We start from the raw sequence: 15,026 nt of genomic DNA on the forward strand, positions 1-15,026 counted from the left end.
CGACGCTGCCGTGACCATGGAATTCCACCCGCAGCCGCAGGCCGGCACCGCCAAGCCGTGGGCCTTCCCCGCCCCCGACCGCAGTGTCATGCCCAACGGTCTCACCGTGCTGCGCTGCCACCGCCCCGGCCAGCAGGTCGTGGCCGTCGAGATCCTCCTCGACGCCCCGCTGGACACCGAGCCCGAGGGCCTCGACGGCGTCGCCACCATCATGGCGCGCGCCTTCTCCGAGGGCACCGAGAAGCGGTCGGCCGAGGACTTCGCCGCCGAGCTGGAGCGCTGCGGCGCCACCCTCGACGCACACGCCGACCACCCGGGCGTGCGCATCGCCCTGGAGGTGCCGGTCTCCCGGCTGTCCAAGGCGCTGGGCCTGATCGCCGAGGCGCTGCGCGAACCGGCCTTCGCCGACAGCGAGGTGGAGCGGCTGGTCCGCAACCGCCTCGACGAGATCCCGCACGAGACGGCCAACCCGGCCCGCCGTGCCGCCAAGGAACTCTCCAAGGAGCTCTTCCCGGAGAACTCCCGGATGTCCCGCCCGCGGCAGGGCAGCGAGGAGACGGTGGAGCGCATCGACGCCGCCATCGTCCGCGCCTTCTACAGCGACCACGTCCGCCCGGCCACGACCACGGTCGTGGTCGTGGGTGATCTGACCGGTACGGACCTGGACGCGATCCTCGCCGACAGCCTCGGTGCCTGGACCGGTGACAAGGCCGAGCCACGGCCCGTGCCGCCCGTCGTCGCCGACGACACCGGCCGCGTGATCATCGTGGACCGCCCGGGCGCCGTGCAGACCCAGCTGCTGATCGGCCGTGTCGGCACGGACCGGCACGACCGGCTCTGGCCGGCCCAGGTGCTCGGTACGTACTGCCTCGGCGGCACCCTCACCTCCCGCCTGGACCGGGTGCTGCGCGAGGAGAAGGGCTACACGTACGGCGTGCGGGCCTTCAGCCAGGTGCTGCGCTCCGCGCCGCCGGCGTCCGTCACGGGGCCGGCGGGCGCCGCCATGCTCGCGATCAGCGGCTCGGTGGACACCCCGCACACCGGCCCCGCGCTCCAGGACCTGTGGACGGTGCTGCGGACCCTCGCCGCCGAGGGCCTGACGGACGCCGAGCGCGATGTCGCCGTGCAGAACCTCGTCGGGGTCGCCCCGCTCAAGTACGAGACGGCGGCAGCCGTCGCCGGCACGCTCGCCGACCAGGTGGAGCAGTACCTCCCGGACGACTACCAGGCGCAGTTGTACGCCCGCCTCGCCGAGACCGGCACGGTCGAGGCGACCGCCGCCGTCGTCAGCGCCTTCCCGGTGGACCGTCTGGTGACGGTCCTGGTGGGCGACGCGGCGCAGATCGAGGAGCCCGTCAAGGCTCTCGGCATCGGTGAAGTCTCCGTCGTCAGCGGCTGATTGACGGTCCGTCGGCTCCCGCCGGCCGACCGGACTGCCCGCTGTGCCGGCGACCGGGCCCCGGTGGACGACGTCCACCGGGGCCCGTCGTTTGTCCGTTTTGTTGCGGAGGCCGCCTGTCTGCCCTGTGGCGTGCGCTACAAAAGACCGTGTCTGTTTGGTGATTAAAAGGTGACCCGTCTAGCGTCGGTGGAGCTGTTCGTCCAATGCACCTCGTCGCAGCCGCGGCACCGGACAGCCATCGCCGAATCCCCGTACGGCGCGAGCCAGGGGAGCCGGGGACCCAACTGCGCGTCCCCTGGGGTGAATCGGGTGCCTTCGCCCGCGGAGGCAGCCGTAGGAGACCTTCCTTCTCCGAACCCGTCAGCTAACCCGGCAGGCGACAGGGAAGGAAAGGACCAGCTCTCTTCATGGCGTTCACCCGTGCCACCGGGAAGCACCGTCGCCCGAGCCGTATGACCCGCAAGGGTGCGAACATCGCAGGCATTGCCGGAATCGCGACCACCGGCGTCGTCGGCACCCTTGCCTCCCCGGCGCTGGCCGTCGACGGTCCGGCTCCGGTCACCGTCGAGGACACGGGGCTGTCCCAGGCGCTCGTCATCGACGACTCGCTGGCCACCGAGATCGACGCCCAGGCCGACGCGCAGGAGCAGGCCGCCGTCCAGGACCACGCCGCGGTCCTCGCCAAGGCGGAGGCCAAGCGCAAGGCGGAAGCCCAGGCGAAGGCCGAGGCCCGGGCCAAGGCGGAGCGCGCGGCCGCCGAGGCCAAGGAGCAGCGGGACGTCGGGACGCGCGCCGCCCGCGCGGCGGAGCGCACCAGCCTCTCCGGAAACTTCTCGGGGTACGTCTCGCCGGTCGCCGGTTCGTACGTCAGCACCCAGTACAAGGCCGGCGGTGCGGCCTGGTCCTCCGGCAGCCACACCGGTGTCGACTTCCACGCCGCGTCCGGCACCTCGGTCCGCGCGGTCGGCGCCGCCACCGTCGTCGAGGCCGGCTGGGGCGGCGCGTACGGCAACAACGTCGTCCTGAGGATGGCGGACGGCACCTACACCCAGTACGGCCACCTGTCGTCGATCTCCGTCTCGGTCGGCCAGCAGGTCGCCGCCGGCCAGCAGATCGGTCTGTCCGGCTCCACGGGCAACTCGAGCGGCCCGCACCTGCACTTCGAGGCGCGCACCAGCGCGGAGTACGGCTCCGACATCGACCCGGTCGCCTACCTGCGCAGCCACGGCGTCGCCCTCTGACGCACGGCCTCCGCCTCGCCCCACCGGTCCAGGGGCACGCATGGCCGAAGACCCCGGCGCTCCGTCCGCCGGGGTCTTCGTCGTGTGCCCCCCGCGGTCGCGTCCCGTGGGTAGGGCGTCGTGTGGATAGGGCGTCCTGCGTGTCGGGCGAGCCGCGGGCCGGGCGTCCTGCGGGTCAGGGTGTCCCCGTGGGGGATTCGCCCGCGGGGCCGCAGCCGGACGGACGTCCCGGGTCCCCGGCATCGCGATGGCCAAAACATTTCCAGAAATCATCGAGTCCTTCGGAAATTCCCGCACCCTGCAATAGAGTCGAGGAAACGGTGGTCTGCGACCGCGTTTCGCGGGGATTAAACGGAGGTTCGGGCATGCGCATTCCGGCGCATTCGGTATGCACGGCCATCCGGGACGACATCGTCGCCGGGGTCTTCGAGCGCGGCAGCCGGCTGACCGAGGAACTGCTCGCACGCCGCTACGGCGTCTCACGGGTCCCGGTGCGGGAGGCCCTGCGCACGCTGGAGTCGGAGGGTTTCGTCACCACCCGCCGGCACGCGGGGGCGTGCGTCGCCGAGCCGACCGAGCGGGAGGCCGCCGACCTACTGGAGGTCCGCATGCTGCTGGAGCCGCTGGGTGCCGCGCGGGCCGCGCAGCGGCGCACCGAGGCCCACCTCAAGGTCCTGCGCGGTCTGGTCAGGCTCGGCCAGGAGCGGGCCCGCAGCGGTCAGAGCGAGGATCTGCGGTCCCTCGGCGGCTGGTTCCACGAGACGCTGACCCAGGCCTCGGGCAGTCCCGGGCTGATCGCGCTGCTCACCCAGCTCCGCCACAAGATCGCGTGGATGTACTCCGTCGACCAGTCGGACCGGCCCGTGGACGCCTGGGCCGAGCATGGCGCCATCGTGGACGCGGTCGCCCGGGGCGACGCGGAGCGGGCCCGCTCGCTGACCGCCCGGCACACGGAGCGGGTCGCCGCGGCGCACCGGCTCCGCCGCGCGGACCGCGTGAGGACTTCGCAACATCCCGTAAACACCGCGGGCCTCTGTCATTAACAAAAGCACCGTATACAAAGACGGGGCAATCGGAGTGCATTCGGGTGCGGTGGATTCTTCCGCCATTCCCGGGATGTGCCGGACAGCGATGAGCCGTGGTTCCCGAATTTCGGGGCCACGGCTCTCGCGGTATTTCCTGGGTCATTCCCGGACCGTTCCCGGACGGCACCGGCCTCGGCCGGCGGAAACGGTCCGTCGACGGCAGCGGTCCGTCGACGGCGAAACGGCGCACCGGCGGAAGTGTCCGCCGTCGGAGCCGTCAGACCGTCTCGGGAAGCTCTTCCAGTCCTTCGGCGACAAGCCTCGCCAGGCGGTCGAGGGCGGCGTCCGCGCCGTCCGCTTCGGACGCGAGCACGATTTCCTCGCCGCCCTGCGCGCCGAGGCCGAGCACGGCGAGCATCGACGCGGCGTTGACCGGGGTGCCGTCGGCCTTGGCGATCGTCACGGGGACGCCGGAGGCCGTGGCGGCACGGACGAAGATGGAGGCGGGGCGGGCGTGCAGGCCCTCGGCCCAACCGACATTGACGCGGCGCTCAGCCATGGTGTTGCCCTTCAGCTGTGAACGGGTTGTCTAGACCACTATCTCATGGGCGGTGCCGTGCTCCGGCCGGCCCCGCCGTCCTTCCGCACCGGTCGGACCCCGTGCCCGAAGCGACACCGCGCGAGCCGGGTCCACCCACCCGTAGGTCTGCCCGGCCCTCCGCCCGTACGCTGGCTCCATGCAGACCCCGTCGGACCCCGCTTACCCGGCCCACTGGGAGGCCGACGTGGTGCTGCGCGACGGCGGCACCGCGCGCATCAGGCCCATCACCACCCATGACGCGGATCGCCTGGTCAGCTTCTACGAGCAGGTCTCCGACCAGTCGAAGTACTACCGCTTCTTCGCCCCGTATCCCCGCCTCTCCGCACGCGACGTGCACCGGTTCACCCACCACGACTACGTGGACCGGGTCGGCCTCGCGGCCACCGTGGGCGGCGAGTTCATCGCGACCGTCCGCTTCGACCGGATCGACGCCGAGGGGCTGCCCGCCTCGGCCCCCGCCGACGAGGCCGAGGTGGCCTTCCTCGTCCAGGACGCACACCAGGGCCGTGGCGTCGCCTCCGCGCTGCTCGAGCACATCGCGGCCGTCGCCCGGGAACGCGGCATCCGCCGCTTCGCCGCCGAGGTCCTGCCCGCCAACACCAAGATGATCAAGGTGTTCACGGATGCCGGGTACCAGCAGAAGCGCAGCTTCGCCGACGGTGTCGTCCGCCTCGAACTCGACCTCGAACCCACCGACCGCGCCCTCGCCGTGCAGCGTGCCCGCGAACAGCGCGCCGAGGCACGCTCCGTGCAGCGCATCCTCGCCCCCGGGTCCGTCGCCGTCATCGGTACCGGCCGCGCCCCCGGCGGAGTCGGCCGCAGCGTGCTGCGCAACATCCTCGCCAACGGGTTCACCGGACGTACCTACGCGGTGAACCGGGCCTTCCCCGAAGGCACGCACACCGTCGAGGGCGTCCCCGCCCACCGCTCCCTCGCCGGCATCGGCGAACCCGTCGACCTCGCCGTCCTCGCCGTACCCGCCGAACGCGTCCCCGAGGCCGTCGCCGAATGCGGTGAACACGGCGTCCAGGGCCTCCTCGTGCTCTCCGCCGGATACGCGGAGAGCGGCCCCCTGGGCAGGGCACGGCAGCGGGAACTCGTGCGCCAGGCACGCTCGTACGGAATCCGGCTCATCGGCCCCAATGCGTTCGGCGTCATCAACACCGCGGACACCGTACGGCTCAATGCCTCCCTCGCCCCGGAGTCGCCCGTTCCCGGCCGCATCGGTCTCTTCACCCAGTCCGGCGCCATCGGCATAGCCCTCCTGTCCGGACTGCACCGGCGCGGCGCCGGACTGTCCTCGTTCATCTCGGCCGGCAACCGCGCGGACGTCTCGGGCAACGACTTCCTCCAGTACGGGTACGAGGACCCCGACACGGACGTCGTCCTGCTCTACCTGGAATCCATCGGCAACCCGCGGAAGTTCACCCGCATCGCCCGGCGCACCGCCACGATCAAGCCCGTCGTGGTCGTCAAGGGCGCACGGCACAGCGGCAGCACGCCCCCGGGACACGCCGTGCCCGTCACCCGGATCCCCGAGAGCACGGTCGCCGCGCTGTTCCGGCAGGCCGGAGTCATCCGCGTCGACACGGTCACCGAACTCGTCGACGCCGGGCTGCTCCTGGCCGGGCAGCCGCTGCCCAGCGGCCCCCGCGTCGCCATCCTCGGGAACTCCGAGTCCCTGGGGCTGATCAGCTACGACGCCTGCCTCGCCGAAGGACTGCGCCCCCTCCCGCCGCGCGACCTCACCACGGCCGCCACCCCTGACGACTTCCGCCGCGCCCTCGCCGAGGCGCTCGCCGACGACGGCTGCGACGCGGTCATCGTCACCGCCATCCCGTGGGTCGGTGAGGACGGTGTCACCGAATCCGGGGAGGGTGAAGTCCTGGCCGCCGCCCTGCGGGAGGCGACGGCGACCGCCCCGGCGAAGCCGGTCGCCGTCGTGCACGTCGAACTCGGCGGACTGGCGGAGGCACTTGCCGCGGCGACGGGCACGGCGTCGCCGCGCACCGCGGCCGCGGGCGGCGGCTCCGGTGCGTCGCCCCCCGGGGCGCAGGAAGCCGGGCCGGAGGGGCCGCCGACGAGTCCCGCCGGAATCCGGCCCGGAGTCCGGCCCGCGGCGCCGGCCGGTTCGGGCCCGGCCGGGGTGCCCTCCGGACCCGTCCCCGCCGGACCTGTTCCCGCCGGGCCGCTCGGCCCCGCCGACGGCCCGGCTACCGCAGTGCCGTCGGGCGGCGCACGGCCGACCGCCCCGCTCGGCTCGTCCAACGGGCCGGTCCCGGACCCGGCGGCGAACCGGAGGCTGTCCGGTCCGGGGACCTTCGCACCGGGGTCCGCCGGCCCGCTCGGACCGGCGGACGGCCCCGCCGCGCACGCCGCCGTGCCCGGACGCGACGGCGGATACGGGGCCGGGGCAGCCGCCGTACCGCCGACCGCCGGCGCGGGTGACCCCGGCGGCATGCGGGGACCTGCCGACGGGCTGCCGGACGGAGCCGCCGGCCGATGGCCGACGGCCCCACGGCCCACACCGCCCGGTCCGGCCGGCGAGGGGGCGTGGCCGTCGGCCGCCCGTCCCGCACCCGACGGGGCGAGGGGCGTCGCGGTGACGGCGGCCCTGCCCGCCCCGCCCGAGCCGGCCCCCGCCCGATCCGAGCCGGCCCCCGCCGGCCCGGTGCGGAAGATCCCCGCGTACCCCGCCGCGGAGCGGGCCGTCCGCGCCCTGGCCGAGGCGGTGCGGTACGCGCAGTGGCGGCGACAGGCCGCGGAGCCCGGGCGGGTACCGGAGTACGAGGACATCGACGAGTCCGGGGCCGCCGCGCAGATCCAGGCCCTGCTCGGGGAGAACCCCGACCCCCGGGGCAGGCCGCTGGGGCCGGCGGCCACCCGGGAGCTGCTCGGTCGGTACGGGATCGACGTGCGGCAGGCACTGCCCGCGCCGCACCCGGACGCCGCCGTCGCCGCGGCCGCTCGCCTCGGCTACCCCGTGGCGCTGAAGACCACGGCGCGGCACCTGCGCCACCGCCCCGACCTCGGCGGGGTACGGCTCGACCTGGCCGACGAGGCGGAACTCCGCAGGGCCTACGCCGAGCTGACCGAGGTTCTGGGCAAACCCGAGGAACTGCTGCCGGTGGTGCAGGCCATGGTGCCGCGCGGCGTCGACACGGTGGTCCGCGCCGTGATCGACTCGGCCGCCGGCGCGGTGCTGTCGTTCGGCCTGGCGGGCGCGCCCTCCGACCTCCTCGGCGACACCGCCCACCGTCTCGTGCCCGCCACCGACCGGGACGCCGCCGAACTGATCAGGTCCATCAGGACCGCCCCGCTGCTGTTCGGGTGGCGAGGCGCGGCGCCCGTGGACACCCCGGCGCTCGAAGGGCTCCTGCTCCGGGTGTCGCGACTGGTCGACGACCACCCGGAGATCGTCTCGGTCGCCCTGGAACCCGTCGTCGTGGCTCCCCGCGGACTGTCGGTCCTGAGCGCGTCGGTCCGGCTGGCACCCCCGCCGGCCCGCCCCGATCTCGGGCCCCGCCGCCTGCCCAGCTACTGACCCGTGGGCCGCCTGCCCGGCCCTGGGCCCCGTACGACGGCAGGCTGCCCCTTCCGCAGCCCACGGGCCGGCCACTCGCAGTGACCGGAGGCGAGGCGCGGCCGCACGCGACGTCCGTCCGGCGGCCCGTCCACGAAGGGCACCCCGCCCTCACGGTGACGACCGGGTCCGCGGGGGCAGGGGCCAGAGGAGGGGAACCTCCCGGACGGCCGGAGCGCGGTTACCCACGGATTAGGATGGACGGCATGGCGAAGACCGGTACGACGACCCAGGGGCTGCGCGCGGCGATCGAGCGCAGCGGCTACTACCCGGCTCTCGTGGCCGAGGCGGTGGAGGCCGCGGTCGGTGGTGAGCAGATCGCGTCGTACCTAGTGCACCAGGAAACCACCTTCGACGCGAACGAAGTGCGCCGTCATGTCACGGTGCTGGTCCTGACCGGGAACCGTTTCATCGTCAGCCACACCGACGAGCAGGCCGCCGACAACAGCTCGCCGTCCCCGTACGCCACCACCTCCACCGAGTCGGTGAAGCTGGACCGGATCTCGTCGGTCGTCGTGAGCCGGGTCGTCGCCAACCCCGAGTCCTACACGCCGGGCACGCTGCCCCGTGAGGTGGTGCTCACCATCGGCTGGGGCGCGGTCTCCCGTATCGACCTGGAGCCGGCCGCCTGCGGCGACCCCAATTGCGACGCCGACCACGGCTACACCGGCAATTCGACCGCCGACGACCTCAGCCTGCGGGTCAGCGAGGCGGGCGACGGCCCGGACACGGTCCGGCAGACCCTCGCCTTCGCCCAGGCGCTCTCCGAGGCCACCGCCGCCACCCCGGCCACCGGCCGTTGATGAGCCGGCCCGCCTGGCCGGACCAGGACCCGTTCCCGCTCGCCCTCGACACCGCGCCGGTGCCGCAGTACGGCAGCGGTTCGCTCGCCGATCTGCTGCCCACGCTGGCGGCGGGTCAGGGCGTTCCGGGCCTGACCGCGACCCTGGGCGAGCTCACCCCGGCCGACCGGAACTGCGTGTTCCTGGTCGACGGCCTCGGCTGGGAGCAGCTCGCGGCGCACCCCGAGGAGGCGCCCTACCTCACGTCCCTGATGCGGACGTCCCGCGGCGGCACAGGCCGGCCGATCACGGCCGGGTTCCCCGCGACCACGGCGACCTCGCTGGCGTCCGTCGGCACAGGCCTGCCGCCCGCCCGGCACGGCCTGCCCGGCTACACCGCGCGCAATCCGGACACCGGCGAGCTGATGAACCAGCTCCGCTGGAAGCCGTGGACCCCTCCGCAGGTCTGGCAGCCCTACCCGACCGTGTTCCGGCTCGCCGACGCCGCAGGCGTGCACACCGCACAGGTCTCCGCGCCCGCCTTCGAGCACACCCCGCTGACGAAGATCGCGCTGAGCGGCGGCACCTTCCACGGACGGCTGTCCGCGGAGGACCGGATGGACCTCGCCGCCGAGCAGCTCGCCGCCGGGGACCGCTCGCTGGTCTACACGTACTACAGCGAGCTGGACGGCAAGGGGCACCGCTTCGGCGTGGACTCCGACGCGTGGCGCGGCCAGCTGATGTACGTGGACCGGCTGGTGGAGCGGCTCGTCGAGCAGCTCCCGCCGCGCACCGCGCTGTACGTCACCGCCGACCACGGGATGATCGACATACCCTTCGACGAGCAGTCGCGCATCGACTTCGACGAGGACTGGGAACTACGCGCCGGAGTGGCGCTGCTGGGCGGCGAGGGCCGCGCCCGGCACGTCTACGCGGTGCCCGGCGCCGAGGCCGATGTCCTGGCCGTGTGGCGTGAGGTGCTCGGCGAGCAGTTCTGGGTGGCGAGCCGGGACGAGGCCGTCGCCGCCGGGTGGTTCGGTCCGCCCGGTGAATGCGACGAGCGGGTGTACGGGCGGATCGGCGACGTCGTCGCGGCCGCCCACGACGACGTCGTGATCATCGCCTCGGCCAACGAGCCCCATGAGTCCGCGATGGTGGGCATGCACGGTTCGATGACCCCCGTGGAGCAGTACGTCCCGCTCATCGAAGTACGCTCGTAGCTCTTCCGCCCACGCTCCGCCGCACGCTGCTGTCACCTGGAAGGCCGTCACATCCCCATGCCCGAGCTGGTGTTCTTCTCCGGAACGATGGACTGCGGAAAGAGCACCGACCTGCTTGGGTATTCGCCATCCATTGATCGCGGCGTGGGTGGGGTTGTGTCGTCCGGGGCTGAAGCTGTCCGTACCGGGTCTGTCAGCCATCTCTGCTTGATCCGAAAGGTCCCGCTTTCCTGATGTCCGAACTTGCCTTCTTCTCCGGAACGATGGACTGCGGAAAGTCAACTTTGGCCCTACAGATTGTCCACAACCGGTCGGCCCGCGGGCTGCAGAGCGTGATCTTCACGCGGGACGACCGGGCCGGCGAAGGGAAGCTGTCCTCGCGTCTCGGCCTGGTCACCGAGGCGGTGGAGGCCACGCCGACGCTGGACCTCTACGCCTATGTCGTCGGGTGCCTGTCGCGGGGCGGAAAGATCGACTACGTCATCGTGGACGAGGCCCAGTTCCTGCTGCCGGAGCAGATCGACCAGCTGGCCCGGACCGTGGACGACCTGGACCTCGACGTGTTCGCCTTCGGTATCACCACGGACTTCCGCACCAGGCTCTTCCCTGGCTCGCAGCGGCTGATCGAGCTGGCCGACCGGGTCGAGACACTGCAGGTCGAGGCGATGTGCTGGTGCGGGGCCCGGGCCACCCACAACGCACGCACGGTAAACGGTGAGATGGTCGTCGAGGGCGAGCAGGTCGTGGTGGGCGACGTGGGCGTGGCCGCGGAGACCGTCGGCTACGAGGTTCTGTGCCGCCGCCACCACCGCAAGCGGATGACGAGCGCCTCGGCCCGCGCGGCGGCCCTCTCCCCGGACGTCCTCCCGGTCACGCCAGGCTGACCTGCGGCGCCGACGAACTCGAAGGGGCCTGCAGGGGAGCCTCAAGGCTGTAGCTGACCCGGATCACGCACATGAGCGATGGGTTCGACTTCCTGGGCTTCCGCATCCAGTGGAAACGCACGTCTACACCTTCATCGCCGACCGGCCCATCCGGTCGCTGAAGGCGAAGGTCCGTGCTCTGACAGGCAGGACATCGCAGCAGGATCTTGCCACCGTGCTGAAGAGACTGCGCGATCCGGACGCCGCCGACAAGGAATGACACTCAGTGAGGGCTCGTCAGCTGCGCAGGATGCTGACGTCCCCTCTCACCGGGCTCAAGGCTGGAGGCGAACCAGGAAACCTAACCAGCGGTCGCCGCCGCGTCGGCGACCCCAGGGACGGTCCGCTTCGCGGCAGCAGGCGGCGTGCGGTAGGCGCGAAGGGGCGCGTTGGTCGCGGCTACGGCGGCGATCGCCAGGATGGCGGACAGTCCGCCGAAGACCAGGGAGAAGGAGGCGGAGGTGGCCGACGCCAACAGGCCGCCACGGAAGTTGCCGAGTTCGGGGCCCGCGACACCGATGACGTGTTCTACCGAGGAAACCCGTCCCCGGTACGCGTCCGGGGTCTCCAATTGGACCAGGGCACTGCGGGTGACGACAGACAGGGTGTCGGCAGCGCCCGCAACGGCCAGGCAGCCGAGCGCCAGCCACAACGGCCCCGCCAGACCGAAACAGGCCAGCGCCAGGCCCCAGACCCCGGCTGCGGACAGCTGGACCAGGCCGCCACGGCGCCAGCGCGTCACCGTACCGGAGAGCAGACCTGCCGTGATCCCCCCGACCGCGACGGCCGAGAGGAACAGGCCGAGGGTCTGCGGGTTTCCCCCGAAGCGGATCTCGTTGACCAGCGGGAAGAGCGCGATGGGCATGGCGAGCAGCGTTGCGGACAGGTCGGTGGCCATCGAGCCCCACAGCGTCGGGCGGCGCAGGACGATCCGCCAACCGCCACGCTCCGGCCGGCGCCTGCCGCCTGCCGCGTCGGCGCCTTCGGGCCGCATGGCAGGCAGGCGGACCACTGCGAGCATCGAGACGATCATGGCCACGACCTGGGTCGCGTATGCGGCGGGGAAATCCCAGCGGGCGATGATCAGCCCGGCCATCGCGGGCCCGGCCAGCATCGCGGCCTGGAAGGAGAGTTTGGTCAGCGCAAGACCAGCCGCGACCTGGTCGCCCGGCAACAGCCGGACCGGGAAGGTGCGCCGGGCAGGAGCGCCGAGAGCGCTGCAGCCCGTCCCCATGGCTACCAGGGCGAGCAGCAGCAGCACGTTGCGGTTGTCCGCCAGGGCCTGGGCGCACAGCCCTGCGGAGGCCAGCAGTTGGCCCGAGGTGGTGGCCCGCACCACCGTACGGCGGTCAAAGGTGTCGGCCAACGTGCCGCCGAGCAGACCGAACAGCACCATCGGCAGGCCGGTGGCGAGCCCGATGGCACCGGTGCCCACTGGGCTGCCGGTCAGGTCCCAGACCTGGGCCAGCACCGCCACGTTGGCTATCTGTCCGCCGAGTTGAGAGGCGGAGGTGCCGATCCACAGGTCGCGAAACGACTGACTGCTACGCAGTGGGCGGGTGTCGAGGAACCGGACACGGACACGCCCCCTCATCGCGGTGGCTCGACAAGGTGGTGGAGGATCCGCTGCCGCATCGACCGGCTTTCCAGCGCCCGCCGCACCTCCTCGACAACGGTGGTCATCGCGTACGGGACCTCGCCGTCCAGCTCGGCGACCGTCTCGTGGGTAGCGCGCCACTCCGCCTCCAGGAACGGCACCAGCGACCGGCCGCGCTCGGTCAGGTCGATCCGCCGGGTGCGGGCGTCAGGCCCCGGCTCGGAGGTGACCAGATCCTCCTTGCGCATGGCGGCGATGGTCTGGCTGATCGCGGAGTGCGAGCGGTCCAGGGACTTCGCAAGCTCGCGAATAGTCAGTGGTCCGGTGTGGGCAAGCCGGATCAGCGGATAGGCGAACCGAGGCCGCACCCCCTTGATGCCACGCTCTACGTAGACCTGCTCGATCTCGGCGTCCATGGCTGCCAGAAGCTCGTGCAGGGAATGCCAGGGATCGGGTAGCGCTGTGGGATCTGAAGATGTCACAGCGCTAATATAACAGTGCTGCGATAATTGAAGCTCGTGATCGAACCAGAGCCTGCGGCTGTACCGCTGATCCCTAATTCTGGGAAGGCACCCCGCCCGCGGTCAGCGTCGGCGATCGCCCGGCGCGAGCAGACTGGTGACTTCGGCAATCGCATCAGGGGAGGGGTGGAAGTACTTCCGTACGTTCTCTGCCTTCTTGTGCCGGGACTTCGCCATCAGCATCAGCAGACTCGCCCCTCCCTCGCCGAGGTGGGTCAAACCGCAGTGTCGCCACTCATGCAGATCCCAGCCCGTGCCCGGCTCACAGCCGAGGGTCGTGTGCTCGTCCAGCAGCATCCGGGTCTGCCCGTAGGAGAGGCGGGCGAGCCTGGTGTCCGGGCAGATGTCGCGCGGGCTGCTTCCTCCCTTGCGGTTTCGCGTACCTCCCTTGTCGCCCTCTGAGTCGGACGCTTTGCCTGGGACGGCTTCGGCCTGGGCCGTGCCTGACTGCGAGGTTGTGCCTTCGGCCTGGGCCTGGCTTGGGCCTTCTTCGCAGCCGCGCGTTGGGCCTGTGCCTTTTTCGCGGCCGCGCGTTCGGCCTTGGCGCGCCGCTGGGCCGCTGCGCGGCGCGTTCGGCGGCGCGTTTTTGTGCGCGCTGTGCCGCGCGCTCGGCCTCGGCGTCCTTGCGGGCGCGTTCACGCTGGGCTCGGGCCTGAGCGCGCTTCCGGCGCTCCAGTGCGCGCTTGCGTGCTTCGGCTAGTTTGCGGCGCTTTTCCGCCTCGATCGCCTTGCGGAGGGCCTCGCGGGCGAGTCGGCGCTGGTGTGCCCGGATGGCGATGCGCAGGGCAATGCCTACCAGGATGGGCCAGATCAGACCGTCGGGGTCGGAGAAGCGTACCGGGCTGGCTGTAGTCGACGAGTGGGGTGACGGATATGAAGCGGCCGGTGGCGGGGTCGTAATCGCGGGCGCCGAGCCGTGAGCTGTACGCGGGCGGGGCGCCGACGGCGTGTGCGGCCGCGCGCACAGAACACCCGTGAAGGCCATGCGTCGGAGGCTTTGGTCGACATCGAACCCCTGCACTAGTGTGATCAACTGGAATGCTGGGACGGGGGAATGGGAACCATGGACGGTATACAAGCCGGAGGCACGGCGGGTTGGGCGGCTACGGGGGCGATGGGGCCGAATGCCGCATACCGCAACCAGACGATGCGGTATGAGAACGTCGAGCTGAGTTTCGACGAGTCGGTGCCGTTCCGGACCGTGTTCCAGCTCTGGTTCCAGGCCTTTGTGGTCTCCTTCCTCGTCTTCATGATCTTTGGCCTGCTGCCCGCGCTGCTGTCCGATTCCGGCCCCTTCGACTCGGGGGGCGAGCTGAGCGTCGGGCAGATCCTCGGCTTCATCGCCTTCTGGGTCGTCCTCCTCGCCTCGCGCATCAACGAACCGGTCTCGGAGTGGAAGACGCTGCTGGAGGACAAGCACACGGCGTCGTCTTCCGCGTACGCGGCTGTCTACGGCGCCCTCGCGCGGCGGAAGATCCCCGTGTCCGCGGTGCCGGTCCGGATCCGCAGCGACATCATGCCGGAGGTCGTGAACAACCGACTGGTCATCAGGAGCGGCCGGTACGTCGCCTACGTGACGGTTTTCGGCTACGGGACCAGCCTCTACGTCGGATGGACGATGTGGCGCAGCCGCTCCGGCGCGGTGATCATCGGCCACTTCCTGAAGGATCTTGTCGGCGGGATCTTCAACCGCACGGGTGCGATCAACCAGATGCTCCGCACCGAGCGGCCGCGCGCCATGCGGGAGGCCGTGCATTCCGCGGCCCGTGAGGGCGTGGAGGCAGCTGTCCAGGGCATCGAGGTTTCGATGGTGTCGACCTTCGGTCAGGAGCCGCCCATCCAGTCCGGCGGCACGGCGACCGAGCCGGCGACCGGGTACAGCAGCGGTCCGGTACCGGGCGTCGTGCCCGTGCCCGGGACGGGCAATCCGGCAACGGCGCCGCGTGTGAACCCGGCGTACCCGGCGTACCCGGCTCCGCAGGTTCCGGGAACCCAGCCGCCTCACTACGGTCCGCCGACTCCGCCTGCCGCTCCGACCGCGCCGCCGACCGCTCACACACCGCCGCCGCACGCCACTCCCGGGGGTGGAAACTGAGCACAGCCGGGTCGGACGGCGTTCTCACCGTCACCG

General features: G+C 71.9%; 12 protein-coding genes, 1 pseudogene and 1 riboswitch. Of the genes and pseudogenes, 9 read left to right on the top strand and 4 right to left on the bottom strand.

Going from position 1 to position 15,026, the window contains the following annotated elements; genetic code table 11:
• Positions 1-16: 16 nt before the first annotated feature.
• The 3 genes from ACZ4Z5_RS09285 to ACZ4Z5_RS09295 all read left to right on the top strand — a co-directional run bounded on the left by ACZ4Z5_RS09285 (position 17) and on the right by ACZ4Z5_RS09295 (position 3,686).
• Positions 17-1,399 (top strand): M16 family metallopeptidase, encoded by a 1,383-nt coding sequence (locus tag ACZ4Z5_RS09285; RefSeq protein WP_468259599.1) that lies wholly within the window; start codon positions 17-19, stop codon positions 1,397-1,399.
• A gap of 232 nt (positions 1,400-1,631) precedes the next feature.
• Positions 1,632-1,796: riboswitch (cyclic di-AMP (ydaO/yuaA leader) on the top strand.
• Between the two features lie 13 nt (positions 1,797-1,809).
• Positions 1,810-2,643, top strand: a complete 834-nt coding sequence (locus ACZ4Z5_RS09290) for a M23 family metallopeptidase (protein WP_468258963.1) — start codon at positions 1,810-1,812, stop codon at positions 2,641-2,643.
• A 365-nt stretch (positions 2,644-3,008) separates the two neighbouring features.
• Complete coding sequence (locus tag ACZ4Z5_RS09295; RefSeq protein WP_468258965.1) at positions 3,009-3,686, top strand: GntR family transcriptional regulator; 678 nt, start codon at positions 3,009-3,011, stop codon at positions 3,684-3,686.
• A gap of 259 nt (positions 3,687-3,945) precedes the next feature.
• Here the strand turns inward: ACZ4Z5_RS09295 and ACZ4Z5_RS09300 are convergent, their stop codons facing one another.
• Positions 3,946-4,227, bottom strand: coding sequence for an HPr family phosphocarrier protein (locus ACZ4Z5_RS09300; protein ID WP_468258967.1), 282 nt, complete (start codon positions 4,225-4,227; stop codon positions 3,946-3,948).
• 178 nt (positions 4,228-4,405) lie between these two features.
• Between ACZ4Z5_RS09300 and ACZ4Z5_RS09305 the strand changes: the two genes are divergently transcribed.
• The 5 genes from ACZ4Z5_RS09305 to ACZ4Z5_RS09325 all read left to right on the top strand — a co-directional run bounded on the left by ACZ4Z5_RS09305 (position 4,406) and on the right by ACZ4Z5_RS09325 (position 10,997).
• Positions 4,406-7,813 (top strand): GNAT family N-acetyltransferase, encoded by a 3,408-nt coding sequence (locus ACZ4Z5_RS09305; RefSeq protein WP_468258969.1) that lies wholly within the window; start codon positions 4,406-4,408, stop codon positions 7,811-7,813.
• Between the two features lie 245 nt (positions 7,814-8,058).
• The gene (locus ACZ4Z5_RS09310; protein ID WP_468258971.1) at positions 8,059-8,655 is read left to right on the top strand and encodes a DUF5998 family protein; all 597 of its coding nucleotides are present in this window, start codon (positions 8,059-8,061) and stop codon (positions 8,653-8,655) included.
• Positions 8,655-9,854: an alkaline phosphatase family protein gene (locus ACZ4Z5_RS09315; RefSeq protein ID WP_468258974.1), complete on the top strand. Its 1,200-nt coding sequence runs from the start codon at positions 8,655-8,657 to the stop codon at positions 9,852-9,854. The genes ACZ4Z5_RS09310 and ACZ4Z5_RS09315 overlap by 1 nt, the downstream gene beginning before the upstream one ends.
• A gap of 233 nt (positions 9,855-10,087) precedes the next feature.
• Positions 10,088-10,738 (top strand): thymidine kinase, encoded by a 651-nt coding sequence (locus ACZ4Z5_RS09320; RefSeq protein WP_468258977.1) that lies wholly within the window; start codon positions 10,088-10,090, stop codon positions 10,736-10,738.
• Between the two features lie 109 nt (positions 10,739-10,847).
• Entirely contained in the window at positions 10,848-10,997 is a 150-nt protein-coding gene (locus ACZ4Z5_RS09325) for a hypothetical protein (protein WP_468258980.1), read from the top strand.
• 81 nt (positions 10,998-11,078) lie between these two features.
• On the opposite strand, the gene ACZ4Z5_RS09330 is transcribed toward ACZ4Z5_RS09325, so the two are convergent.
• From ACZ4Z5_RS09330 to ACZ4Z5_RS09340, 3 genes and pseudogenes are all read right to left on the bottom strand, one after another.
• Positions 11,079-12,371 carry an MFS transporter gene (locus tag ACZ4Z5_RS09330; protein ID WP_468258982.1) on the bottom strand — a complete coding sequence of 431 codons (1,293 nt, stop codon included), beginning with the start codon at positions 12,369-12,371 and terminating at the stop codon, positions 11,079-11,081.
• Positions 12,368-12,856, bottom strand: a complete 489-nt coding sequence (locus ACZ4Z5_RS09335) for a MarR family winged helix-turn-helix transcriptional regulator (RefSeq protein WP_468258985.1) — start codon at positions 12,854-12,856, stop codon at positions 12,368-12,370. Before ACZ4Z5_RS09335 ends, ACZ4Z5_RS09330 begins: the two co-directional genes overlap by 4 nt.
• Positions 12,857-12,958: 102 nt before the next feature.
• Positions 12,959-13,252 (bottom strand): annotated as a pseudogene (locus tag ACZ4Z5_RS09340) (site-specific integrase); the annotation flags it as partial.
• A gap of 697 nt (positions 13,253-13,949) precedes the next feature.
• Between ACZ4Z5_RS09340 and ACZ4Z5_RS09345 the strand changes: the two are divergent.
• Positions 13,950-14,990, top strand: a complete 1,041-nt coding sequence (locus ACZ4Z5_RS09345) for a hypothetical protein (protein ID WP_468258987.1) — start codon at positions 13,950-13,952, stop codon at positions 14,988-14,990.
• Positions 14,991-15,026 lie beyond the last annotated feature (36 nt).

The organism is Streptomyces sp. NPDC030222 (genome assembly GCF_055573115.1).